The organism is Ewingella americana (genome assembly GCF_006438725.1).
Classification (GTDB): Bacteria; Pseudomonadota; Gammaproteobacteria; order Enterobacterales; family Enterobacteriaceae; genus Ewingella; species Ewingella americana_A.
Genome location: NZ_RCZD01000004.1, coordinates 280,607 through 304,263, shown reverse-complemented (window position 1 = coordinate 304,263; position 23,657 = coordinate 280,607). Strand labels below are relative to the sequence as shown.

Below are 23,657 nucleotides of genomic sequence, written 5' to 3'. Positions count from 1 at the left end.
CAGACAACGTTGAGGAAATCTGTCGCTTTAATTCGCTGAGTTTATTAATTCATCTTGTTAATGAGATCCATCATCTTCAGGCGGCTGTCGGAAGAGACCTTACGCACCTCAAGCTCAATACCTTTAGCATTCAATTTCTTGAAAGCTTCGATATCTTTTTCATCGACGGATACGGCGTTATTAACCTGAGTCTTACCCTGACGGAATGCCATACCACCGATATTCACCGAGGTGATTTTCACCCCACCTTCCACCACGCGCAGGACGTCGGTTGGGTTGGTGAATAACAGCATGACGCGATCGCCGGAATATTTTGGGTTGTCATACACGCGAATAGCTTTAGCAACATCAACAACGTGGGCAGTCACGCCCGGAGGAGCAACCTGAGTCAACAATGTTTTGCGCACGTGGTCAGCAGCGACTTCGTCACTGATAACAATAATGCGGTTAACATTGGTTTCTTTGGTCCAGCGCGTCGCAACCTGACCATGAATCAAGCGGTCATCGATACGGGCCAGGCCGATTTTCATATGATCGTTAGGACCAGTAGGTTTGGCAGGAGCAGCAACTTTTGGGGCTGAAGCAGCAGGATGAGCCACAGGCGTTTCCGTTGCTGGTTCAGGTGTTTTCAGGGCTTTGACACCGAGACGGCCGGTCTCAACGGCGATGGCGACCAGTTCCGCAAAGGAAGGATTGTCGTCACGCGCCATAAAGGTTTCTGCCAGCATTGGGATGTTAACCCCGGTGACGACTTCATAGTTTTCTTTATCGACAACGATACGGCTGGCGGCATTAAACGGGCTGCCTCCCCAGGTATCAACCAGAAAAAGAACGCCGCTGCTGGTATCAAGCCCACCCAGCTTTGCCGTGTATTTCTCAATCAATGTTTCGGCATTTTCGCCGGGAACGAAATCGATAAAGGCAACGTTGTCCTGTTCACCTAAGATCATTTCCGCCGTTTTCAGCAACTGTTCCGCTGCTGACCCATGCGTGCCGATGATAATAGCAATACTCACTCGCTACCTCCTCTGTTAACCCTGTGAAGGGTTATGCACATAAGTGATGGTGCTGATGTCATTCACCGCTTTTTATTCCTTCAGCGAATGTTTGCTGTCCTTGCGCAATGTTCATTGAGTGTCTGACTCAGAACGTCCTTGCGTTTAAGGCATTACTTTCTGATAAACAATAAAAAGTATGTACTGCAAAACCTCAACAGGTTGTGCGACCCGATTTATTTTAGTGTGTGAAAAAATAAATTTTGTGACTTCTGTCTGCTATTGAAATACCTGAAGTGAATGTGTTGGTGCATTGCATATAAAAACAGCATAGGTGTTACAAAACGATGCTGCCGGTAAAAAAACATTCTTTTCCACATTAATGATTCCTGATAGAGTTGTTTTCCACACTATTGAACAGGAGTATCGGGCCTCAGCCCTCCCTATGGACTGTCACCGACGTCACTTATCCTCTATTTTTTCACCTCTTTTTTCCGGCAACTTCACCTTTTCAGGTCGGGTTATCGTCGCATTGAAAGCGTTTCCACTGATCCCCACTGATCACAACCCACAGACTTTGTCTGGCGGGAACGTATTGCGTCTTTGTTCTCACACTGCTCATAACGGGGCCTGATATGGAATTTTTAATGGACCCATCGATTTGGGTCGGTTTGCTGACACTTGTGGTGCTCGAGATTGTTCTGGGCATCGACAATCTGGTGTTTATTGCCATCCTTGCCGATAAACTGCCGCCTAAACAGCGCGATAAAGCCCGCATTATCGGTTTATCGCTGGCGCTGATCATGCGCCTCGGTTTGTTGTCGCTTATTTCATGGATGGTCAAACTCACTACGCCGTTGTTCAGCGTTGCGCAATTCAGTTTCTCAGGACGTGATTTGATTTTGCTGCTGGGCGGAATCTTCCTGCTGTTCAAAGCCACCACCGAACTGCATGAGCGGCTGGAGGGGCATGAAAGCCACGGCAACAACAATCGCGGTTACGCCAGTTTCTGGTCGGTGGTGGCACAAATCGTGGTGCTGGATGCGGTGTTCTCCCTTGACGCGGTGATCACCGCCGTCGGTATGGTGAACAATCTGGCAGTCATGATGACCGCCGTGGTGATCGCCATGGGCGTGATGCTGCTGGCGTCCAAATCGCTGACGCGCTTTGTGAACAATCACCCGACAGTGGTCGTGCTCTGTTTAAGCTTCCTGTTGATGATCGGTCTGAGTCTGATTGCCGAAGGTTTTGGCTTCCATATTCCGAAAGGTTACCTGTACGCCGCAATCGGCTTCTCAATTCTGATTGAGTTGTTTAACCAGATTGCCCGCCGGAACTTCCTGAAGAGCCAGTCGAACCGGCCAATGCGTGAGCGTACCGCTGAGGCCATTCAGCGCCTGATGGGGGGAAAGCGTCAGAATCAGGATGAAGATCATGCCGAGGCGCCGTCTCAACGTGCGTCTGAGACCTTTGCGGAGGAAGAGCGTCATATGATAAGCGGCGTTTTGACACTGGCATCACGTTCGCTGCGGAGCATCATGACGCCTCGTACCGAAATTTCGTGGGTCGACTGCGAGCGCTCACCGGCGGAGATCCGTATGCAGCTTCTCGATACGCCGCACAGCCTGTTCCCAATATGCCGTCACTCACTTGATGATGTCATTGGCGTCGTTCGCGCCAAAGACCTGCTGGTGGCGTTGGAAAATGGTGAAAACATCGTGGCGTTCGCGGAGAAAACTCCACCGATTGTCGTACCAGAAACCATGGATGTCATTAACCTGCTGGCCGTACTGCGGCGGGCAAAAGGGCGCCTGGTGGTCGTGAGTAACGAATTCGGTGTGATTCAGGGGTTGGTCACGCCGCTGGATGTTCTGGAGGCGATTGCCGGTGAGTTCCCGGATGAAGACGAAACCCCTGATGTGATAGTCGATGGTGATGGTTGGATTGCCAAAGGCGGCACCGATTTGCACTTGCTGCAACAGCTGCTTGATACCACCGACCTGGTCAGCCCAACGGCGGATTACGCCTCACTGGCGGGCTTCCTGCTGTCGCAGTCAGGGCAAATGCCAGTGGCAGGGGAAATTATTACCATGCCGCCGCTGACCTTTGAGATCCTTGACGTCTCGGAGTACCGCATCGACCGGGTTCGTATCACAAAAGCCAACGCAGACGAGTGGCGTGAAGGCGAGTAAGCCTGGGGACATAGGTCTCTTATGAATGCCAACGGCGACTTCGGTCGCCGTTTTTTATCTGTCTGACATGGCTATATTGTAGGGGCGAACGCGCTCAGACCCTCTTTTTCATACCGGTCAAGCCATAGCGGGAAAATATCGATCGGCATCGGGCGGGCAAAATAATAGCCCTGCAGTGAATCCACCTTGCGCTTACGCAGATACTCGGCCTGCTCGCGGGTTTCTACGCCTTCAGCGATAAGTTTCAGTTTTAGGCGCTGAGCGAGAGTGATAATGCTATCGGTGACCGTGGCGTTGATGGCGTCGGTACCGATGGATGCCGTGAACGCGCGGTCAATTTTTAGTACATCAGGATTGAGCGTTTTCAGGTAGCTGAGCGAACTGTGGCCGGTGCCGAAATCGTCGATAGCCAGCATAATGCCCATTTCTTTGAGCACACTGATTTGCTCGGCGCGAAGCTCCTGCAAACGGGTGCGTTCAGTCAGTTCGAGCATCAAGGAAAGTTGAGGGTCTGCACATAACCATAATCGGCGAATATCATCGACGATCACCATATCGCTGAAATGCTGAGCAGCCACATTGATGCTGACGTAGAAATCCGGCCGTGCCGGAAACAGTGCAAGATTGTCACTCACCTGTTTGATCAGATAACGGGTCAGGGGAATGATCAGGTCATGCTGCTCGGCCAGCGGTATGAATACATCGGGTGATACCCACTCCTGGCGGCGATTTTTCCAGCGCATTAGCGTCTCAACCCCAACGCAACGGCCATCAGTACTATTAATGATCGGCTGACAATAGACCTGAAATTCACGGTGAGAAATGGCATGGCTGATAGGGTACGCCAGGCTGATGCGGCTACCTGAAAGCAGGTATATGGCAAAGGCGGTCAGCAGACTGATAAGCAGTGACAGCGGCAGATGGTTAGGCAATGCGTGCCAGGCCAGCGTGGAGGCATCATCGCCATAAATGGAAACGGAGAAGTCGTAATGACTTGAGTGTGCCGAGAGTGTCGGTGTCTGCTTCAGCGCGTCGCGATGGATGATCTGGGTATTATCGTACTCCAGACTTTTATTCATCACATTTAGCACAATGCTGCTGGCATAGGGGAGTTGGGGTTCAAGCAGGAAATTAGCCAGCACGCTGATGTTATACACAAAAAGCAGGCCGTTGCGGTTATTGGCACCTTCAGGGCGCCACAGCACCAGCGTGGGGATAGAATCGGGAGCCAGCATTGACGCACGCAACTGGAGATGACTTTTGCCCAGCGCCAGCAGGGGGAAGAGTTGGTTGAAATCATAATTCACGGGGCCGACGAGACTGGAGCAGACAATCTTTCCGTCCTGAACCAGAGAAATACCGCGCAATGTCTGTAACCGCGCCACCACCTGCTGCAGCACCGGTAGTTGCGACAAACACTGTTGGCCAGGTTGAATGAGGCTATCGAAGGCCACGAGATTGGCCGGTTGCAGCAACAGCTCCAATTTATTAATGGTATGCCAGGCTACCCGCTGCTGTGTCTGCTCAATCACCCGTGTCTGTTCGTAAATGCGGAAGCCAAGCGTCAAAATTAACGTCAGAAGCCCCATCGCTGTAGCCAGTGCCAGGCGATAGTAGCGATATTTCGCAAGCGCAATCTGGTTGAAAGGCATCGTGATAATCCTTGTGTTCCGATGTTTTTCGCAAATGTGACGTTGTCACTTAAAGTCGCTCTTACTCATACTCTTTTATTCTGCTGGTTATAGCGGCTAATTGGTTTTATTGGGGAGTCACAACCAGAAAAGATAAGGTAACAGCGTTTCGCAAAGCGTTCAGAATGCCGTAGCCCGGAGGTTGAATGCAAGCATATGAAAAGAGTTATCCAGATAATACAGAGGGTTTTTGTTAATAGAGGCGATTTTATCGTTTGTACCACTATGCGAAAGATTTCCTGCGGCAGCATCCCGGTTCTCAACGCCGAAACAGGATGCTGGTAACAGGCTATAGGTGCGACTGATTAATCACATTGTACTTTGATAGCCAAACCGCCCCGTGATGTTTCACGGTATTTAGCGTTCATGTCCTTGCCGGTTTCATACATAGTCTCTATCACTTTATCGAGCGAAACGCGTGGTTCACTGGTACGGCGCAGCGCCATACGTGCAGAGTTAATTGCCTTAACCGACGCAATCGCATTGCGTTCGATGCAAGGAACTTGCACTTGGCCGGCAACCGGATCGCAGGTCAGCCCCAGATTATGTTCCATGCCGATTTCAGCTGCGATGCACACCTGAACCGGGCTGCCGCCCAATAATTCGGCTAAACCCGCAGCCGCCATCGAACAGGCAACGCCCACTTCACCCTGACAACCCACTTCGGCACCCGATATAGACGCATTCATTTTATACAAAATGCCTATGGCACCGCAGGTCAGGAAATAGCGCAGATAAATATCCGGGCTGACCGATTCAACGAACTGGTTATAGTAGGCGAGCACGGCAGGGACTATCCCGCAGGCACCGTTAGTCGGTGCAGTCACCACCCGTCCACCTGCAGCATTCTCTTCATTCACTGCCAGTGCGAACATATTTACCCAATCAATCACGTTCATTGGGTCTTGGGACAACTTGTCATTGGACACCAGCATACGGCGCAACGCTGAGGCACGACGCGGCACGCGCAGCGGTCCAGGCAGCACGCCTTCGGTGTTCAGGCCACGATCAATACAGGCCTGCATGGTGTGCCAGATCGTTTCGAAATACTGTTCGATCTCTTGTTTACTGTGCTGGGCCAGCTCGTTTTTCATCATCAGGCCCGAGAGCGACAGCCCGTTCTCTTTACATTTTGCCAGCATTTCACTGGCCGAATTAAAGGCGTAAGGCACGCTGACTTCATTGAGAACCGGTTGACCGAAATGCTCATCGTCAACAATAAAACCGCCGCCGAGGGAATAATAGGTTTTGCTATACAGCAGCTTATCGCCAGAAAACGCGTGGATTTGCATCGCGTTTTCATGCTTAGGCAGATTCTCACCGCGAAACACCATGCCGGTATCGCGTGGGAAATCCACCTCGTGATGTGTTTCACCTAACGGTAAACGCTGGCGTTGCTCGACATCGCGGATAAAGTGCGGAATGGCGTCAATGTCCACGGTATCCGGTTTATTGCCCGCCAGGCCGAGAATGATGGCGATATCGGTGTGGTGGCCTTTCCCGGTGAGTGAGAGTGAACCGTAGACATCCACAGCAACACGCGTCACATCAGGCATCATGCCCATTTCGAGCAGGTCATCAGCGAACTGTTTGCCCGCTTTCATTGGGCCGAGAGTATGGGAACTGGAAGGGCCAATCCCGACCTTGAACATGTCGAAAACGCTAATCACGTCGAATACTCCTATTTTGGGAGATGGCACTGAAATGAGCGCCATGCCCGGATAAATTTACTGTGTAACACTTAATTGATAGTGGATTATCGCAGTTTTATGCCTGACTTAACATACAGTCTAAAAGGGCTTGTGACGGAAAGTTGCTTTTTTCGCATGAAATAAATTAATTTGATGCAAAATTGTGACTTATTTGTGATTTTTTGGGCGGGCGCTGAGAGTTCAGGCCTGAATCTGTTCGGCCAACTGGCGGATAATGGCGGCAGTCAGCCCCCAGACAAACTGCTGCTGATACCACGAAAGGTAAATGCGGTGATGTTTTCCGGCGCGGTGAATATCGAGGGGATGGTAACGGGCAAGGTTAAAGGCCTCTTCAAGCGGAATTTCAAACAGCTCAGCGACTTCGTCCTCGCAGGGATGCAAAGGTACATCTACAGGCAGTAAACCGACCACCGGCGTAACCTGAAAACCGCTGCTGCTGTCAAACGGTGCCAGTGTACCTAACACATAGACGTCAGCCGGCGGGATCGCCACCTCTTCCTGTGCTTCCCGCAGTGCAGTCACGATCAACGAAGCATCCGATGCGTCGGCAGCCCCCCCGGGGAACGCCACCTGACCGGCGTGGTTGCGCAGAAAATCTGCACGTCGCGTCAACAGCAGCGTCGGTTGTTCACGACAGATGATTGGAATCAGCACTGCGGCCTGGCGACGTCCGCGCAGCGCAGGCGACGGTGATATCGGTAACTGCAACTGAAAGCGGCGGATGAATTCCATAACTGCCGGTGAGTAACGTGCAGAAGCCAGCGGCTCTTCAGGCATGCTCACGGCAGCGATTCCCCTAATTGTGGCAAAATGCGTGCGACCTTATCGAACGTTTCCTGATATTCGGCCTGCTCCAGGCTGTCGGCCACAATGCCGCCGCCGGCCCAACAGTAAATATGTCCGCCTTCGGTCAGCAAGGTGCGGATGGTGATATTGCTGTCCATCGTGCCGCAGCAACTGATGTAGGCGATGCTGCCACAATAGGCATTACGGCGGTGGGGTTCGAGTTGTTCGATGATTTGCATGGCACGCACTTTCGGCGCACCGGTGATTGACCCTCCCGGAAAGCAGGCACGCAATAACGTGCTGGCGTGGCACTCTGGCGGTAACTGTGCCGTAATTGTGCTGACCAGGTGATGCACCGCCGGGAAGGGTTCGACCACGAACAGTTCAGGCACGCGCACGCTGCCGGGCGTTGCCACACGGCCGATATCATTGCGCAATAGATCGACAATCATCAGGTTTTCCGCGCGATCTTTCTCTGATGTGGCAAGGCGTAAGGCCTGCTGTGCATCGGCCTGGTCATCAGCCAGCCGTGGCAACGTGCCTTTAATTGGGCGGGTTTGTACCTGCTGTTTTTCCAGCCACAGAAAACGCTCGGGCGAAAGGCTCAGCACGGCGTTTTCCGACAGGCGGATAAACGCTGAGAAGGGGGCACGATTAGCCGCATTGAGTGTTAAAAAAGCCTGCCATTCATCACCCGAATAACGGCTGGTAAACCGCTGCGCCAGATTGATCTGGTAGCAGTCGCCGCTGTGTAGGTAGTCCTGAATCTGGCGGAATTTCACGCCGTACTCTTCGCGGCTCATATTGGCCTGCCAGCCGCCATGCAGATGAAACGGTTCCGGTTCTACCTGTGCAGCATGATGTTCCAGCCACGCCAGACGGGTTTGCACATCCCCGTGGCATACCAGCGTTAGCCGTTGCAAGTGGTGATCGGCGATCAACGCCCAGTCGTAAATTCCTACTGCCATGTCCGGCAAATCAATATCCTGGCAGGCCGTGGTGGGCAGCGTTTCTACCCGCCGACCAAGGTCGTAACCAAACAGACCGAGTGCACCCCCTAAAAAAGGCAGATCGGCATGAGATTCCGCCTGCAGCCCGCACTGCGCCAACTGCTGCTCCAGCAGGACGAAAGGGTCGGCTGCGCTGAGCTCACTCCCCTGATGTGTCGCAACTTCTGTCTGGTCGCCCCGTGTTGTCAGCCGGATGAGCGGATCGGCGACCATAATATCGAACCGGTTATGCGCATGTTGCGCCGAACCCGAATGCAGCAGCATCGCCCAGGGCTGTGAAGAGAGGGGGGCAAAGCGCGTGAGCAGGGCATCGGGTTGGTAATGTAACGAATAAGATGTAACGGACTGGGCAGGTTGCATGGACGGTTTCACGGTTTCTGACACGTTTCGGGGACAGGCTGTGATCCTAACATAGATTTCTGCACCATAGGCCAGCGGAAGAAGAAGGCGTATACTCTCTGGTCAATCACGGTGGTTGCGCTCAGACAGCGCCACTTCCCATCGAATTAATACCGACACCCAGAAACAGGACACTCCCATGCTTGCAGGTATGCCTTCACTTTCACACAGCGAACAGGAACAGGCCGCCGACCGTATCCGCGAAATGATGGCTGGCGGAATGAGCAGTGGCGAAGCCATTGCCACGGTAGCAGAGGAAATTCGCGATAAGCATAAAGGCGATCGCGTTACCGTTATTTTCGACGACGAAGACGAGTAAGTCCCCGTTTATTCCTCGTTAACACATAATAAAAAACCGGGTCCTTTGCAGGCCCGGTTTTTTTGACATCAACGTGAGGTGATAATTAGCCTTTTACAATAACCGCCGCTGCCGCCAGTTTTGCGTTTTCTACCGCCTGCTCAACGCTGTCACCAATCGATAACGCCACGCCCAAACGACGTTTACCACTGATTTCCGGCTTACCAAATAAGCGCACCTGATTTGAACCCACCAGCGCCTGCTCCAGGCCACTAAATGTCACATTGTTGCTGGTCAGTTCTGGCAGGATAACGGCGGATGCTGACGGGCCAAACTGACGGATCTGCCCGACTGGCAGACCAAGGAACGCGCGGACGTGCAACGCGAATTCAGACAGATCCTGCGAAATCAGCGTCACCATCCCGGTGTCATGCGGGCGAGGCGAAACTTCACTGAATACCACATCATTACCGCAAATAAACAGCTCGACGCCAAACAGCCCTTTGCCGCCCAACGCGGTCACTACGCTTTCGGCAATCTCTTTGGCGCGCTGCAAAGCCAACTCGCTCATCTGCTGTGGTTGCCAGGACTCACGGTAGTCACCATCTTCCTGACGGTGGCCGATTGGCGCACAAAAATGAATACCGTCTACTGCGCTGATGGTCAGCAGCGTGATTTCAAAATCGAACTTCACCAGCCCTTCAACAATCACGCGTCCGCCACCAGCACGGCCGCCTTGTTGGGCGTATTCCCAGGCCTGTAACAGGGTTTCTTCGCTGCGGATCAGGCTCTGGCCTTTGCCGGAAGAACTCATCACCGGTTTAACAATGCATGGATAACCTATTTCATCGATAGCTGTCCGGAACGAGGCTTCGTCGTCAGCAAATTTGTAGGTAGACGTCGGCAGTTGCAGCGTTTCAGCGGCCAGACGACGAATGCCTTCGCGATTCATGGTCAGGCGGGCGGCTTCAGCACAGGGCACCACGTTGTGGCCCTGTTTTTCCAGCTCTACCAGCATGCTGGTGGCGATGGCTTCGATTTCAGGCACGATAAAATCAGGGCGCTCAGTTTCGATAACCTGTTTCAGTGCATCTCCGTCGAGCATGTTGATCACATGGCTGCGGTGAGCGACTTGCATCGCTGGCGCATCGGCATAGCGGTCCACGGCGATCACTTCCAGACCAAGACGCTGGCATTCGATAGCCACTTCTTTACCCAGTTCGCCGGAACCCAATAACATCACGCGAGTTGCGCCAGAGCGCAGTGCAGTACCCATGGTTAACATAGCTTCGTACCCAGATCTGTGGTGGTTGAGAATAGGTGCTGACGCAGTGTCACTGGCCCGTGAAGTGTTCCAGGCGTGACCCGGTCGGGCGCAGTATAGCCGAAAATAGTGACGACGAAAACGATTGCGCACCTTCAGGTCCGAGATGCTGGCAACGCTTTATGGGGGTTATTTTGCCCAGGGTACTTGGTGGATAAGGCAGTGAAGCTGCGTCTCTGTTATCATTTATCCCAAACCATGGCGTCATGTTTTCTGCCGCTGCCCCGAATTTTCTGCCTTATATAAAGAGTTATCGCCTTGAGCACGCATTCATTTTCCGTCCTGACTTTGCCCGCTGAGCAACTTTCTAACCTGATTGAACTGGGTTATGCCGAAATGACGCCGATTCAGGCCGCGTCTTTGCCAGCCATTCTGCAAGGGCAGGATGTCCGCGCGAAAGCCAAAACGGGCAGTGGCAAAACCGCTGCCTTTGGTATCGGTCTGCTGGACAAAATTATCGTCAGTCAGTTTGTTACCCAGGCACTGGTTCTCTGCCCAACGCGCGAATTGGCCGATCAGGTCAGCAAAGAGCTTCGCCGTTTGGCGCGTTTCACCCAGAATATCAAAATCCTCACCTTGTGTGGCGGCCAGGCTATCGGGCCTCAGCTTGAATCTCTGGTGCATCCGGCGCATATCATCGTTGGCACGCCGGGCCGTATTCAGGAGCACCTGCGTAAAGGCACGCTCAAGCTTGATCAGTTAAAAGTGTTGGTGCTGGACGAAGCGGACCGCATGCTTGACATGGGTTTCAGTGAAGATATTGAAGATGTTGTGAGCTACGCACCGCAGGACCGCCAGACATTGTTGTTCTCTGCGACTTATCCAAGCGGTATTGAACGCATCAGCAACAAATTTCAGCGCCAGCCGCTGAACGTGGAGATTGAAGGCGAAGATGACATTGCCGATATCAAGCAGGTGTTTATCGAAACCGACCGTCATCAGCGTCTGTCACTTTTAACGGCCGTGCTGTATCAGCATCAGCCAGCCTCCTGCGTGGTGTTCTGCAATACCAAACGTGACTGCCAGGAAGTGTACGAAGCGCTGGCAGGCAAAGGCATCAGTGCGCTGGCACTGAATGGCGACCTCGAACAGCGTGACCGTGACCGCGTGCTGGTGCGTTTCTCCAACGGCAGTTGTCGCGTACTGGTCGCGACTGACGTTGCCGCGCGCGGGCTGGACATCAAACAGTTGGGGCTGGTGATTAACTACGAGCTGTCTTTTGACCCAGAAGTGCATGTTCACCGCGTAGGCCGTACCGGTCGTGCGGGCACCAGCGGTCTGGCGGTCAGCCTGGTCACGCCACAGGAGATGGTACGCGTGCATGCGCTGGAAGATTACACCCACCAAACCGTGGTCTGGCAGCCTGCGACGCAGGTATTGTCTGCCTCGCCAGTGGCGCTGGATCCCGAAATGGCCACCCTGTGTATTGACGGTGGCCGCAAAGCCAAAATCCGTCCGGGCGATATTTTGGGCGCGCTGACCGGGGAAGCCGGGCTGACGGCGGCAGAAGTCGGGAAAATCGACATGTTCCCCATTCATGCCTACGTTGCCATCCGCCAAAAGAGCGCCAAAAAAGCGCTACAACGTTTGCTGGAAGGTAAAATTAAGGGCAAAGGCTGTAAGGCAATTATTTTACGCTAGTACGTTGTTTCATACCGCCTTCATGTTAACGTTGTGTTATGTCCTTGTCTGGGATTATTATGTTCTTGTTAACGATGACCACATACGGAATAAGGATATTAATCCGTGCAGTGGTCAGCAGGGACTGAAAATAACGCTCAGGAGGCGGTACATGAAAAAAGTAATGATTAGTGCATTAGTGGCAGTGGCCGGGTTGAGCAGTGTGGTGCATGTTGCGCAGGCGGCGGAACCTGAAAACCGTACCGCGACAATCGCGCCGTGCGGCAATGCCAGTAAAGATGAACTTGCGGCGCTGGTTAAACGCGATTTCCTGCAAAACCGTATTACTCGTTGGGATGCAGATAAAAAGATCCTCGGAACGTCAACGCCAGTCGTGTGGATCACACCCGACAGCATTACCGGTGACAATGCCAAATGGATCGTTCCGGTTAAAGTGCGTGGCGATCACACCGACAAAACCTACCCGGTTACGCTTAATTGCCAACTGGGCGAAATTACCTACGGCAACCCGCAATAATTTCCTTAAGCGTCGTCATGGCCTTGCCTGTCGGCGCTTTTTTCATGTTCAACCCACGCTTCCCTGCGCCCTTACCGCTTGGTTTCCCTGTATAAACCTGTCACTCTGATTGCACAATCAAGAACATTGAGAGAAGGCGAGATGATGACACCTCCGAAGGCTGAAAAACGCCCCAAAACGCTGACCATTCATGGCGAAAATCGCATCGATGACTATTACTGGCTGCGCGACGATGACCGCACCGATGCCGATGTGCTGAACTATCTCACTGCCGAAAATGCTTTTACTGAGCAGGCTTTACAGCCACATCAGGCACTGCGCGAAACCCTGTATGAAGAGATGGTGGCACGCATCGCCCAGCAGGACCACTCAGTGCCTTACGTGAAACACGGTTTCCGTTACCAGACCCGCTATGAGCCGGGCAACGAATATGCCATTTACCTGCGTCAGCCTGCCGCCGAAAGTGAAGCATGGCAAACGTTAATTGACGGTAATGAGCGAGCCAGTGACAGCGAGTTTTATACGCTCGGCGGGCTGGATATCAGCCCGGATAACCAGCGCATGGCGGTGGCAGAAGATTTTCTTTCACGCCGTCAGTATGACATTCGTATCAAAAACCTGTCGGACGACAGCTGGGCTGATGATGTGTTGAAAAACACCTCCGGTGGCAGCGAGTGGGGCAATGACTCACAAACCCTGTACTACGTACGTAAACATAAGAAAACGTTGCTGCCGTATCAGGTTTATCGCCATACCGTTGGCACCAATCCTAAAACCGACCAATTAGTGTACGAAGAGAAAGATGACACTTTTTATGTTGGGCTGGATAAAACGACCTCAGAAAAATACATCCTGATTCATCTCGACAGCACCACCACCTCAGAAGTTTTGTTACTGGACGCGAGCGATCCCCAGGCAAAACCACAGATGTTCCTCACACGTCGTAAAGATCACGAATATGCGCTGGACCATTATCAGGGGGATTTTTATATTCGCTCCAACCGGGACATCAGTAGCAGCAAGGATGGCAAAAATTTCGGTCTGTATAAAAGTGCAGACAACATTGAGGCACAGTGGCAAACGCTGATTGCACCGCGAGAAGCGGTAATGCTTGAAGGCTTCAGCCTGTTCCGCGACTGGCTGGTGGTGGAGGAGCGTGAGCAGGGGCTGACCCATCTGCGCCAGATTCACTGGCAAAGTGGTGACGAGAAATCGCTGGCCTTTGATGACCCGACCTATGTCACCTGGCTGGCATATAACCCGGAGCCTGACACCGCGCTGTTGCGTTACGGTTATTCATCGATGACTACGCCAAGTTCTTTGTTCGAACTGAATCTGGATACCGGAGAACGCACACTGCTTAAACAGCAGGAAGTGAAGCGTTTTGATGCGGCGAACTACCGAAGTGAACGTGTGTGGGTTACTGCGCGCGATGGCGTAGAAGTGCCGGTTTCGCTGGTTTACCGTCACGACCTGTTCAGCGCTAACAGCAATCCGCTGATGGTTTACGCTTACGGCTCCTATGGCAGTAGTATGGATCCCGCTTTCAGCGGCAGCCGTCTTAGCCTGCTCGACCGCGGTTTTGTCTTTGCGCTGGCGCATATCCGCGGCGGTGCGGAACTGGGTCAGCAGTGGTATGAAGACGGCAAGTTGCTCAACAAAATGAACACCTTCCATGACTTCATCGACGTGACCAAAGCGCTGGTGGAGAAGGGTTATGGCGATGCCGATCAAGTGTATGCCATGGGCGGCAGCGCCGGAGGCTTACTGATGGGGGTGGTGATTAACCAGGCACCGGAGCTTTACCGCGGCATTGTTGCGCAGGTGCCGTTTGTTGACGTTGTGACCACGATGCTTGATGAGTCCATTCCGCTAACAACCGGAGAGTATGATGAGTGGGGTAATCCAAACGATAAAGCCTTCTACGATTATATTCTGCAATACAGTCCGTATGATCAGGTGAAAGCGCAGGATTATCCGCATATGCTGGTGACGACCGGCCTGCATGATTCTCAGGTGCAATATTGGGAACCTGCCAAGTGGGTAGCTAAATTGCGGGACGTGAAAACGGACGACCATCAGCTGCTGATGTATACCGATATGGACTCGGGGCACGGGGGTAAGTCAGGACGCTTCAAAGCGTATGAAGATATCGCACTTGAATATGCCTTTGTGCTGGCGTTGGCTGATAAAAAATAATGAGTGCGATACTGGCAGCCTTCACCTTACGGTGAGGGCTGCCTTGTTTTCTACATTCTATTGGGACAAGTAGTGCCCGATGCTAAAACGCATATCCCCGTTTAAATCCTTGATCGATTTCAACATCCAGCGCAGATAATCCGGATCCTGTTCGGCGATATCTTCAATTTTTTGCCCGCGATATTTGCCAAATTTTAGCGTCCGCAACAAGACTGGCCGGTTACTGATCTCCACCATCTGTTCGGCGGTCCAGCCTGAATCCGCCATAATCCTTTGCAGCAGTGCCGCCGTGACATAACAATCATAGAGTGCACGGTGCGGATACAAGCCGTCAGGCACCGTAACGTCAAGATTCAGCGCATAACGCAAATATTGATTGCTGTAGCGGATATTGGGATAAAGCGTCCGTGCCAGTTTCACCGTACAAATCCATTCGCCATGCATTTCCGGCAGTACGCCGCGATCGAACGCGGCGTTGTGGGCAACGTAATACGGGCTGCCGTGATATTTACCGATGGCCGCGGCGATGCGCGGTTTGCCTTCTACCATCTCTTCTGTAATGTGATGGATAGCCATTGCATCGATGCTGATAGGGCGGTCGGGGCTGATGAGGTCGCTCATCGGCTGGACAATTTCGCCGTTAATCACATCGACCGTCGCGATTTCTACAATGCCGCCATCAAGGCCGCAGGTTTCCGTATCAATAACCCGGAACGTCATACCTGATTTCTCCTCTGTGCTGACATTATGCCGTCAGCGTTAAGCGCTGTACTTCACCCAGCCAGCCGGCGTCACTTTTTCGGGCAATGGCTAAGGCGTCATCGCTGGTCGATGCGACCACAATGAGCCGTCCGGCCTCATCCCAAATCGCGCTCTGACCGGCGGGTTCCCAGCCACCGGTGGGCGCACAGTGATTGGCTAACATCACGACCATGCGATGTTTTTCAGCATAACGCTGCAACATGGCACTTTCCAGCGGATAGCTTTTTTTCGAGATAAGCACACCGGCGGCATACAATGTCGCACCGCAGTCGGCGGCGTGCTGCGGATGAGAATCAGACAGAATGTCTGCACAGATTGCCAAACCAATCTGATGCTGCTGTACCTGCAACAGTGGGCCTCCCTGACCTGCGGTAAAGATAGCTGCTTCCGTGCCATGTAAATGCTGTTTGGTATAGGAGTACAGCGTGCCGTCAGGCGCGAAAACAATTGCCCCGATATATAACGCGTCAGCATCGCTGGAGCGTAGCGGTGCGCCACACACCAATGTCATTTGGTGTTTGATTGCACTTTCGCGAAGACCGGCTAAACGTGGGTCCTGAAGCGTTATGGCCAGTTGATCCGCCAGTTGAGGCTCGTAACCTGTGAGCGACAGTTCAGGAAACAGCAAAAAATCGACGTTGTGCAATGCGGCTTGTTCAGCTGTTTGTAGATGGCGCTGAATATTATTTTCAATATCACCGGCGGCACAGCGTAATTGGGCGGCCGCAATAATCATGTCATTCATGGCTGTTTCCTTAGTGTGTAAATCGTCGGATTTGCTATTGACCCGGCCACAAAACTGAACAAAAAAACCCGCCATAAGCGGGTTGGTCTCAATACGAAGCACACAGCCTAACAACCAAACGTTACGCGGTTGCTTTTTTGGCTTTCTTTTCTGCCTTCTTCTCGGCTGGAGTTTTCAGCGGCTTCTTCTTCGCATTCTTTTTGCTATCCATCCCTTTACTCATGATCGCCTCTCTAAAACCAGTGGATTGGGTTGCTCACCTATTTACCGCTAATTTCCACAAACATGCAAGAGATGCCGGAGAAGTTTCGTTCAACAGACTGTTTCTGCGCAAATTATTCTCCAGCGGGTCTTTTGACGGCGATTTTTTCAACGATAGGCAGCATTCCTTTTTGTCGTCTTGTGTAATTACTGCGCGACTGATCGAAAAAATGCGCTTTTTTATTGTTAACAACATGTTGTTGATTGACCGGCCCTACGCTATGCGTTGTTATGGTCACTAGCGCACGCGTGAGTGAGTACTCTGGAAAAATAAAAACAGGAAACGTCATGGCGAAATTGAAAGGGTTATATCCGCCGAAAGAGGCGTATGCCAGCGGGATGTTGGACACCGGCGACGGTCATCAAATTTATTGGGAACGCAGTGGAAATCCACAGGGAAAACCGGCAGTTTTCATTCATGGCGGGCCAGGTGGTGGTTGTTCAGCAGTACACCGTCAGCTATTTGATCCTAATGACTATGACGTTATGTTATTTGATCAGCGCGGCTGCGGGCGTTCCAAACCTCACGCCAGTCTGGATAACAACACCACCTGGCATCTGGTGGACGACATCGAACGTTTACGCCAGATGGTGGGAGCCGAAAAGTGGCTGGTATTTGGCGGTTCCTGGGGGGCCACCCTGGCGTTGGCTTATGCGCAAACGCACCCTGAACACGTTAGCGAGATGGTATTACGCGGCATTTTCACGCTCCGAAAACAGGAGCTGGACTGGTACTATCAGGAAGGTGCATCGCGTTTCTTTCCAGAAAAATGGCAGCGTATGATGTCGATTCTTTCTCTTGAAGAACGAAAGGATGTCATCGCCGCTTACCGTAAGCGACTCACTTCACCCGACCGAGCAGTTCAACTTCAGGCGGCAAAAATATGGAGCCTGTGGGAAGGGGAGACCGTTACGCTATTACCGACTGATGATGCCGCTTCTTTCGGTGAGGATGAATTTGCCCTGGCTTTTGCACGTATCGAAAATCACTATTTTACGCACATGGGCTTTATGGACAGCGACGACCAGTTGCTGCAAAACGTAACGCGCATTCGGCATATTCCCGCAGTGATTGTCCATGGGCGCTACGATATGGCTTGTCAGGTACAAAATGCCTGGGATCTTGCACAAGCCTGGCCGGAAGCCGAGTTGCATATCATTGAAGGCGCGGGCCATTCGTTCGATGAACCGGGGATCCTTGATCAGCTAATTCGCGCCAATCAGCAGTTTGCCACTGGTAAAAAATAATCATGCCCGTCTGACGGCGAACTGCCGCTATTTTTGCTTTGGTTCATAAGGCAGGCGGGAAAATTTATGGGACAGCGCGCGGTAGTGCGCCACACGCTCACGGAAATAAGCGCGCAGAGGTTCGGGCTGTTCGCGCTCCGCCATTTCAGCCACCACAGGCATGTTATAGCGTTCTTTAAACGCCACGGCTGAAGCAGCCAGATCGACGTTAATCTTATCCATCTCTTCTTTCGTCAGTTCTGCCAGGTTACTGCTCATTGTTCTTTCCTAAAGTCACTGTTTCGTGCGCATTGTACCCGAGCCAGCTCGCGGGGTGAATGCTGGCGTCAGACTTTACCCTTCTACATGCTGCCGGCAGCAACATCCCGATAAACCATATGGAATGAGAAGTCTTTTATTCTGGTAATGATAATTATTCCAAGAAAATATTTGTCATATAAAGCCGGTAAGTGACGAAAATAAATAGCGCAAAGAATAAGAATGATTCTTTTTAATGTTTTAATGCCTTTGAATAGTTCTCAATAAGATTTGATGTTTTTATTTAAGTGCAATTAAAACAGTGGGTTATTATCTGATGTTATTTAAGTGGATATAATTGTGACGCAGCTGTTTTTATTTTGTTTGATGATCGGCATAATGCATAAAATAATGAATTCATCCTGCAATTACGCCAATTTTCTGGAGCTATAATGCTTAAAAAAGAAATGATCGATCAGCTTAACGAACAGCTGAACCTTGAATTTTATTCTGCCAATTTATATCTGCAAATGAGCGCATGGTGCAGTGATAAAGGTTTTGAAGGTGCCGCTGCGTTTCTGATGAAGCACTCCCAGGAAGAGATGGGACATATGCACCGTCTGTTTAAATATGTCAGCGACACAGGTGCGCTGCCGCTGCTGGGCGCCATTGCTGCGCCGCCCGTTGAGTTTGAATCCTTATCTGACCTGTTCCAGCAGACTTACGAACATGAACAACACATCACCAACAAGATCAATGAACTTGCCGATCTGGCGATGACGCTGAAAGATTACTCCTCCTTCAACTTCCTGCAGTGGTATGTAGCAGAACAACATGAAGAAGAGACTCTGTTTAAATCCGTCCTCGATAAACTGGGCCTGGTCAGCAATACTGGCAATGGACTGTTCTTCGTGGATAAAGATCTCAAAACCATGGCAGCTCAGATGCCGGTTGCCTGATAGCCCGTATGACGAATAACACCGCAGACCGTGTTCGCGAATGCGTGCACATTGGGCTGCGGTTTTTCTTTGTGCCAAACGTGCCAAATGCGATGTCCATTCAGATATTGCCCTCCGACCGCTTAAATTTGACAGACTCACAAGGCTACTTTGCGCTAAAGTTGCGGCGATAAAATCCCTCAACCAGAAAGCTAAGGAAAAATTGTGTCTCAACAATCCTCTTCTCTCTGCCGTATTATGGCAACTTCCGCTGTACTCGTTGCCGGGCTGATGTCTCAACAGGCCTTCGCTCATGCACATTTAAAAACTGAGACGCCAACTGCTGATACCTCCATCAAAACGGCTCCAACTGAACTCTCCCTGGGTTTCAGTGAAGGGATCGAGCCTAATTTCAGCAAAGTCACCCTTAGCGGGCCTAATAAAAGCCAGGTCGCAACCGGTGCGCTGGTGCTCGCCGCCAACGACAATACGCAGGCCATCGTGCCACTGAACACTCCACTTAGTGCGGGTAAATACACTGTGTCCTGGAAAGTCGTTTCAGTTGATGGTCACAAAACGGAAGGGCAGTACAGTTTCACTGTGCAGTAAACGATGACTTTGGCCACTCTATTCGTCCTGTGCCGGTTCATTCATTTTGCTTCGCTGATGCAGGTTTTTGGCATCAGTGTCATGGTGACATTGCTTGCCCCCAAAGGTTTCGCGGCAGGATTACTTCACCAGAACCAGCGATTAATGACGCTTTCCGCCGGTCTGGCGGCGCTGACCTCCATCGGCATGTTGGCGATACAGGCCAGTTTGATGGGCAACGGCTGGCAAGACGGCCTGAACCTGAATGTGTGGCTGCTGGTTCTGACTACCACCTTTGGCGAGGTCTGGCGCTGGCACCTGCTAATGACGGCAATATTGCTACTGGTTTGCCTGATGGATTGGCTGCCCGGGCGCTCGAGGATAATACTTTTATCCAGCGCTGCACTTCTGTTAAGCCTGGCACTTATCGGCCATGCAGCGATGCATGAAGGTCTGCTCGGCATTGTCCAGCGAAGTAATCATGCTGTGCATTTGCTCAGCGCCGCTTATTGGTTTGGCAGTCTGGTACCGCTGTTGTGGTGTCTGCACAACACTGAGCAGCAGGCTATGCGTCCTTATGCGATCACTACGCTGATTCGATTTTCCACCTGTGGGCACATTGCCGTAGGTTTAGTGATCATCACCGGTACACTTAATAGTGCCATCATTTTACAGCACTGGCCGACTGACTTGTCGTCTCTTTATCAGTTGCTGCTATGGGGAAAAATTGTGCTGGTGGGGGGCATGGTGGGCGTTGCGATTTACAACCGTTATAGGTTGGTCCCGCTGATGGTGGTCAACCCACGACTGGCACACCAACGCCTGATTGCAACAACCTGGCTTGAAGTCGGTTTGTCATTGGCAGTCTTGCTGCTGGTGAGTTGGTTTGCCACGCTGGCACCGCGCTAAGCAATCGTCAAATTTGTATCCGTAAATCTTGAAAAATAAGGAATAGTCATGAGGAAATCACTCCTTGTCTGCTTGTTGATGGCAATCTCCGCCAGCAGCTTCGCTGCACCAGAGCTGGCGACGGTTACCCGCTTGCAATATGGCAAAGACTGGGCATTTACCCGTGAAGAAGTCATGTTGCAATGTCGGGCGGGTAGCGCGCTGTACGTCATTAATGACAGTACGTTGGCCCAGTATCCGCTCAATGATATCGCGAGAGCACAGGTTAAAGCCCATCAGGTTCAGGCCGTTCCGCTAGAGACAATCCTACTCGATGACCCGAAAAAACCAGGGCAGAAGATGAGCCTCGCACCTTTTATCGCTAAAGCCAAAACGCTCTGCTGAGAGGTAATCAACATCTTACTCTTCATTGTTAATCCAATGTTTTGAGATTGTTGTCACAAAGTGATATTAATTTAGCGTTATTATTATCACTTGGTTACTAATTGGCTGGAAAATAACCAACACTCAACTACGCTTTAAGTTGTACGGCTTAACCGCCTGCATTAATGCCAACTTTTAGCGCACGGCTCTCTCCCAAGAGCCATTTCCCTAGACCGAATATAGGAATCGTATTCGGTCTTTTTTTTACCCATTTTTAAAATCAGCAACTTACCTTAAAAACAATCACTTAAGCTCACCTCAGTTGTATAGGGTTCTATTGATTATGACCTTCTGCCGGTACTTTGCCGCCAATGAAATGAATCAGTGGATTCAGATGAATCGCATCTTCCAACTGAAGTTACAATGATCTAACTATCTTTATAAATTTAAAGAGGTAAGAGATAAAATCTTACGGTGATAAGGCCAGTGCTCATGCGATACATTATCGGTATCCTCATTCTATTTGTTGTTTTAATTTACACCGCTCCGTGGATCAGTCGTTTTTTACCTCCTCAATACGATCCATTTGCACCTTTGTCGGTCAGTGATCCACCTAATTTCATGACCAGGTACAAATTGCGTCGTTTGGATAACAATCCAGAGGCGTGTATGGCGGTATTAGAAAAAACCAGGGAGGCGGGCGCTATCTCGTATGCTGTTGTCGAAAATAGGCGCGGTACTTGTCCGCTATATTCGCCGGTCTACGTGCAGCGATTTGGCACGGTTTCATTGAGTTCTGGTTTTCTGGCCAGTTGCAGGCTGGCATTGAGCAGTGCGATGTTTGTTTCACAGGTTGTAAAGCCTCAGGCGCAAGTGCAGCTTGGCTCTGCACTCACCCGTATTGACCACCTTGGCAGTTACGCGTGCCGTAATGTGTACAACCGTGCTGAAGGACGGCTGAGCGAACACGCGACGGCAGAAGCACTGGATATCGCCGGTTTTCATTTAGGCAATGGTACGAATGTGACCGTACTCAAAGGTTGGAGACAAGAGGGCGGAAGCGGGAATTTTATCCGCCTTATCTTTAACGAAAGTTGCCAGTATTTTGGAAACTCCATTGGCCCGGATTACAACGCGGCACATGCTAACCATTTTCATTTTGGGATGCGCTGGTTTGGTTTTTGTCGTTAGTTAAGGGTTTTACTACAGACAGTTAGAAATAGCGTCAGGCTGTCACACCAGCTTATGGCCTTTTAAAAGCACTGTCAGATAGGCTTATCAACCAGATATCGCTCAACCAAACGGGTCCAGAATGCAGCCCCGAACAGCAGACTTTCATCATTAAAGTTGTAAGCGGGATTATGCAGTGTCGCACTATCACCGTTACCTAATCGCAAGAAGCAGCCGGGTTTTTGTTGCAGGAAATAGGCAAAATCTTCGCTACCAGAAATAGCGGGTAAATTCTCGATAACGTTTTGCTCCCCCACGAGCTCCTTTGCGATTTCTTGTGCAAACTCGGTCTCCTTTTGGTGATTCACTAAAACCGGATAGCCGGGGACATATTCAATGTCGGCGCGTGCACCGTAGCCTGTGGCATGGTGTTCCACCAGTGTTCGGATACGTTCTTCAAGAATTTTACGAACGTCCGCATCAAACGACCGAACGCTGATTTCCAGCCGTGCAGTCTCTGGGATAACATTGGCTGCATGGCCTGAATGCAGAGAACCCACAGTCACTACAGCCGTTTCGTTTGGATCGATATTACGTGAGACTAACGTTTGTAGTGCGATCACGATACTGCTGGCAACCAGAATGGGGTCTACGGTCATATGTGGGCGAGCTGCATGACCGCCTTTACCGTAGACGGTGATATTCACGGTGTCACAGGCCGCCATAAAAGGGCCCGACTTGAACATCATTTTACCGACAGGATAACCAGGGTGATTGTGCAAACCATACACCGCATCGCAGGGGAAGCGTTCGAACAGCCCTTCTTCAAGCATCCTCTCTGCGCCGCTGTTGAAACCACTTTCCTCGGCAGGCTGGAAAATAAGGTTAACCGTGCCTGAAAAGTGTTGGCTGCGGGACAGTTGTTCTGCAGCCCCTAATAACATTGCTGTATGACCATCATGGCCACAGGCATGCATCTTGCCGGTGTTTTTACTGGTGTATGGCACTCCCGTTTGCTCGGTGATGGGTAGCGCATCCATATCCGCACGTATGCCGATACTGCGTGTTCCTGAGCCACGCTTCATTGCCCCGATGACTCCATGACCACCGATGCCTGTGGTCACCTCGTAGCCCAATTCGCGCAATCTGCTGGCGACTAAAGCAGCCGTTTCAGTTTCTTCGTTAGAAAGCTCAGGATATTGGTGCAGGTGTTGGCGAAACTCCCGCAAGTTGGTTTCGAGATCGGCCACGTCAGCGATGGTGCAAAATTTTTTATTATTCATGGCAATGTTCTGTCTGCTCCGAAAAGAAATACCCGGTTTCATTGCCGAGTAGTGGCGTGATTTGTTAGACAGAATGCAATGGGGAAAAGCTTATGGCAACAGGGAAAAACGTAGCTTTGATACGTTTTATTTATGTCTGGAATGTTCAATTCAATACCGTTATGCAACTGATGAAACAGGTTAATGTTTTCTCCGAGACTTCTCGCAAGCCAAGATATTTCCCATGGACGTACCTGACCGGGTTTTCTAGTATTTGAAGGCGTGCAGTGCATCTTCGGAACGGTGTTTTTGCAGTGAGCGTTGACAGCTAAAGAATGCCTGATATCTGTGAGATGTCGGCTTTTCAACACCAAAAAAGCAGTGATGCTAAAAATATTTATAATACCGTT

The 23,657-nt window shown here is 51.2% G+C and carries 21 protein-coding genes; 11 read left to right on the top strand and 10 right to left on the bottom strand.

Going from position 1 to position 23,657, the window contains the following annotated elements; genetic code table 11:
- Window positions 1–44 precede the first annotated feature (44 nt).
- Window positions 45–1,016, bottom strand: a complete 972-nt coding sequence (gene manX, locus EAH77_RS09495; RefSeq protein ID WP_140472007.1) for a PTS mannose transporter subunit IIAB — start codon at window positions 1,014–1,016, stop codon at window positions 45–47.
- 614 nt (window positions 1,017–1,630) lie between these two features.
- Between manX and EAH77_RS09490 the strand changes: the two genes are divergently transcribed.
- Window positions 1,631–3,187, top strand: coding sequence for a TerC family protein (locus EAH77_RS09490; protein WP_140472005.1), 1,557 nt, complete (start codon window positions 1,631–1,633; stop codon window positions 3,185–3,187).
- A gap of 71 nt (window positions 3,188–3,258) precedes the next feature.
- Here the strand turns inward: EAH77_RS09490 and EAH77_RS09485 are convergent, their stop codons facing one another.
- From EAH77_RS09485 to pabB, 4 genes are all read right to left on the bottom strand, one after another.
- Window positions 3,259–4,839, bottom strand: a complete 1,581-nt coding sequence (locus tag EAH77_RS09485) for an EAL domain-containing protein (RefSeq protein WP_140472003.1) — start codon at window positions 4,837–4,839, stop codon at window positions 3,259–3,261.
- 344 nt (window positions 4,840–5,183) lie between these two features.
- A complete protein-coding gene (locus EAH77_RS09480; RefSeq protein WP_140472001.1) occupies window positions 5,184–6,548 on the bottom strand; it encodes an L-serine ammonia-lyase in 1,365 nt (454 codons plus the stop codon).
- A 222-nt stretch (window positions 6,549–6,770) separates the two neighbouring features.
- Entirely contained in the window at window positions 6,771–7,367 is a 597-nt protein-coding gene (locus EAH77_RS09475; RefSeq protein WP_140472227.1) for a CoA pyrophosphatase, read from the bottom strand.
- Between the two features lie 2 nt (window positions 7,368–7,369).
- On the bottom strand, window positions 7,370–8,746 hold the full coding sequence (gene pabB / locus EAH77_RS09470; RefSeq protein ID WP_140471999.1) for an aminodeoxychorismate synthase component 1: 1,377 nt from the start codon (window positions 8,744–8,746) through the stop codon (window positions 7,370–7,372).
- Window positions 8,747–8,924: 178 nt separating this feature from the next.
- Between pabB and EAH77_RS09465 the strand changes: the two genes are divergently transcribed.
- The gene (locus EAH77_RS09465; RefSeq protein ID WP_140471997.1) at window positions 8,925–9,104 is read left to right on the top strand and encodes a YoaH family protein; all 180 of its coding nucleotides are present in this window, start codon (window positions 8,925–8,927) and stop codon (window positions 9,102–9,104) included.
- Window positions 9,105–9,189: 85 nt separating this feature from the next.
- Here the strand turns inward: EAH77_RS09465 and purT are convergent, their stop codons facing one another.
- Window positions 9,190–10,368: a formate-dependent phosphoribosylglycinamide formyltransferase gene (purT, locus tag EAH77_RS09460; protein ID WP_140471996.1), complete on the bottom strand. Its 1,179-nt coding sequence runs from the start codon at window positions 10,366–10,368 to the stop codon at window positions 9,190–9,192.
- Between the two features lie 297 nt (window positions 10,369–10,665).
- Here purT and dbpA point away from each other — a divergent pair, with 297 nt between their 5' ends.
- The 3 genes from dbpA to EAH77_RS09445 all read left to right on the top strand — a co-directional run bounded on the left by dbpA (window position 10,666) and on the right by EAH77_RS09445 (window position 14,764).
- Complete coding sequence (gene dbpA, locus EAH77_RS09455; RefSeq protein WP_140471994.1) at window positions 10,666–12,048, top strand: ATP-dependent RNA helicase DbpA; 1,383 nt, start codon at window positions 10,666–10,668, stop codon at window positions 12,046–12,048.
- A gap of 151 nt (window positions 12,049–12,199) precedes the next feature.
- On the top strand, window positions 12,200–12,565 hold the full coding sequence (yebF, locus tag EAH77_RS09450) for a protein YebF (protein WP_140471992.1): 366 nt from the start codon (window positions 12,200–12,202) through the stop codon (window positions 12,563–12,565).
- Between the two features lie 141 nt (window positions 12,566–12,706).
- Complete coding sequence (locus EAH77_RS09445; protein ID WP_140471990.1) at window positions 12,707–14,764, top strand: S9 family peptidase; 2,058 nt, start codon at window positions 12,707–12,709, stop codon at window positions 14,762–14,764.
- Between the two features lie 57 nt (window positions 14,765–14,821).
- Here the strand turns inward: EAH77_RS09445 and exoX are convergent, their stop codons facing one another.
- Window positions 14,822–15,484: an exodeoxyribonuclease X gene (gene exoX / locus EAH77_RS09440; protein WP_140471988.1), complete on the bottom strand. Its 663-nt coding sequence runs from the start codon at window positions 15,482–15,484 to the stop codon at window positions 14,822–14,824.
- 25 nt (window positions 15,485–15,509) lie between these two features.
- The gene (locus EAH77_RS09435) at window positions 15,510–16,271 is read right to left on the bottom strand and encodes a carbon-nitrogen hydrolase family protein (protein ID WP_140471986.1); all 762 of its coding nucleotides are present in this window, start codon (window positions 16,269–16,271) and stop codon (window positions 15,510–15,512) included.
- A 549-nt stretch (window positions 16,272–16,820) separates the two neighbouring features.
- Between EAH77_RS09435 and pip the strand changes: the two genes are divergently transcribed.
- Window positions 16,821–17,780 (top strand): prolyl aminopeptidase, encoded by a 960-nt coding sequence (gene pip, locus EAH77_RS09430; protein WP_140471984.1) that lies wholly within the window; start codon window positions 16,821–16,823, stop codon window positions 17,778–17,780.
- Window positions 17,781–17,807: 27 nt separating this feature from the next.
- On the opposite strand, the gene EAH77_RS09425 is transcribed toward pip, so the two are convergent.
- Window positions 17,808–18,038: a DNA polymerase III subunit theta gene (locus tag EAH77_RS09425; RefSeq protein ID WP_140471982.1), complete on the bottom strand. Its 231-nt coding sequence runs from the start codon at window positions 18,036–18,038 to the stop codon at window positions 17,808–17,810.
- 431 nt (window positions 18,039–18,469) lie between these two features.
- Here EAH77_RS09425 and ftnA point away from each other — a divergent pair, with 431 nt between their 5' ends.
- From ftnA to EAH77_RS09400, 5 genes are all read left to right on the top strand, one after another.
- The gene (gene ftnA, locus EAH77_RS09420) at window positions 18,470–18,976 is read left to right on the top strand and encodes a non-heme ferritin (protein WP_140471980.1); all 507 of its coding nucleotides are present in this window, start codon (window positions 18,470–18,472) and stop codon (window positions 18,974–18,976) included.
- A gap of 237 nt (window positions 18,977–19,213) precedes the next feature.
- Window positions 19,214–19,564 carry a copper homeostasis periplasmic binding protein CopC gene (gene copC, locus EAH77_RS09415; RefSeq protein ID WP_140472225.1) on the top strand — a complete coding sequence of 117 codons (351 nt, stop codon included), beginning with the start codon at window positions 19,214–19,216 and terminating at the stop codon, window positions 19,562–19,564.
- 3 nt (window positions 19,565–19,567) lie between these two features.
- Complete coding sequence (gene copD, locus EAH77_RS09410; protein WP_140471978.1) at window positions 19,568–20,452, top strand: copper homeostasis membrane protein CopD; 885 nt, start codon at window positions 19,568–19,570, stop codon at window positions 20,450–20,452.
- A 48-nt stretch (window positions 20,453–20,500) separates the two neighbouring features.
- Window positions 20,501–20,836: a YebY family protein gene (locus tag EAH77_RS09405; protein WP_140471976.1), complete on the top strand. Its 336-nt coding sequence runs from the start codon at window positions 20,501–20,503 to the stop codon at window positions 20,834–20,836.
- A 471-nt stretch (window positions 20,837–21,307) separates the two neighbouring features.
- Window positions 21,308–22,006, top strand: coding sequence for an extensin family protein (locus EAH77_RS09400; protein ID WP_140471974.1), 699 nt, complete (start codon window positions 21,308–21,310; stop codon window positions 22,004–22,006).
- Between the two features lie 74 nt (window positions 22,007–22,080).
- Here EAH77_RS09400 and EAH77_RS09395 read toward each other — a convergent pair whose 3' ends face one another.
- Window positions 22,081–23,268: a M20 aminoacylase family protein gene (locus tag EAH77_RS09395; protein WP_140471972.1), complete on the bottom strand. Its 1,188-nt coding sequence runs from the start codon at window positions 23,266–23,268 to the stop codon at window positions 22,081–22,083.
- Window positions 23,269–23,657: the final 389 nt, after the last annotated feature.

Bases quoted from the DNA above. Each gene is read 5' to 3' on its own strand.
- EAH77_RS09490 (WP_140472005.1), top strand. From the start codon at position 1,631: ATGGAATTTTTAATGGACCCATCGATTTGGGTCGGTTTGCTGACACTT.
- EAH77_RS09485 (WP_140472003.1), bottom strand. From the start codon at position 4,839: ATGCCTTTCAACCAGATTGCGCTTGCGAAATATCGCTACTATCGCCTG.
- EAH77_RS09475 (WP_140472227.1), bottom strand. From the start codon at position 7,367: ATGCCTGAAGAGCCGCTGGCTTCTGCACGTTACTCACCGGCAGTTATG.
- pabB (WP_140471999.1), bottom strand. From the start codon at position 8,746: ATGCAACCTGCCCAGTCCGTTACATCTTATTCGTTACATTACCAACCC.
- EAH77_RS09465 (WP_140471997.1), top strand. From the start codon at position 8,925: ATGCTTGCAGGTATGCCTTCACTTTCACACAGCGAACAGGAACAGGCC.
- purT (WP_140471996.1), bottom strand. From the start codon at position 10,368: ATGTTAACCATGGGTACTGCACTGCGCTCTGGCGCAACTCGCGTGATG.
- yebF (WP_140471992.1), top strand. From the start codon at position 12,200: ATGAAAAAAGTAATGATTAGTGCATTAGTGGCAGTGGCCGGGTTGAGC.
- EAH77_RS09445 (WP_140471990.1), top strand. From the start codon at position 12,707: ATGATGACACCTCCGAAGGCTGAAAAACGCCCCAAAACGCTGACCATT.
- exoX (WP_140471988.1), bottom strand. From the start codon at position 15,484: ATGACGTTCCGGGTTATTGATACGGAAACCTGCGGCCTTGATGGCGGC.
- EAH77_RS09435 (WP_140471986.1), bottom strand. From the start codon at position 16,271: ATGAATGACATGATTATTGCGGCCGCCCAATTACGCTGTGCCGCCGGT.
- pip (WP_140471984.1), top strand. From the start codon at position 16,821: ATGGCGAAATTGAAAGGGTTATATCCGCCGAAAGAGGCGTATGCCAGC.
- EAH77_RS09425 (WP_140471982.1), bottom strand. From the start codon at position 18,038: ATGAGCAGTAACCTGGCAGAACTGACGAAAGAAGAGATGGATAAGATT.
- ftnA (WP_140471980.1), top strand. From the start codon at position 18,470: ATGCTTAAAAAAGAAATGATCGATCAGCTTAACGAACAGCTGAACCTT.
- copC (WP_140472225.1), top strand. From the start codon at position 19,214: ATGGCAACTTCCGCTGTACTCGTTGCCGGGCTGATGTCTCAACAGGCC.
- copD (WP_140471978.1), top strand. From the start codon at position 19,568: ATGACTTTGGCCACTCTATTCGTCCTGTGCCGGTTCATTCATTTTGCT.
- EAH77_RS09405 (WP_140471976.1), top strand. From the start codon at position 20,501: ATGAGGAAATCACTCCTTGTCTGCTTGTTGATGGCAATCTCCGCCAGC.
- EAH77_RS09400 (WP_140471974.1), top strand. From the start codon at position 21,308: ATGCGATACATTATCGGTATCCTCATTCTATTTGTTGTTTTAATTTAC.
- EAH77_RS09395 (WP_140471972.1), bottom strand. From the start codon at position 23,268: ATGAATAATAAAAAATTTTGCACCATCGCTGACGTGGCCGATCTCGAA.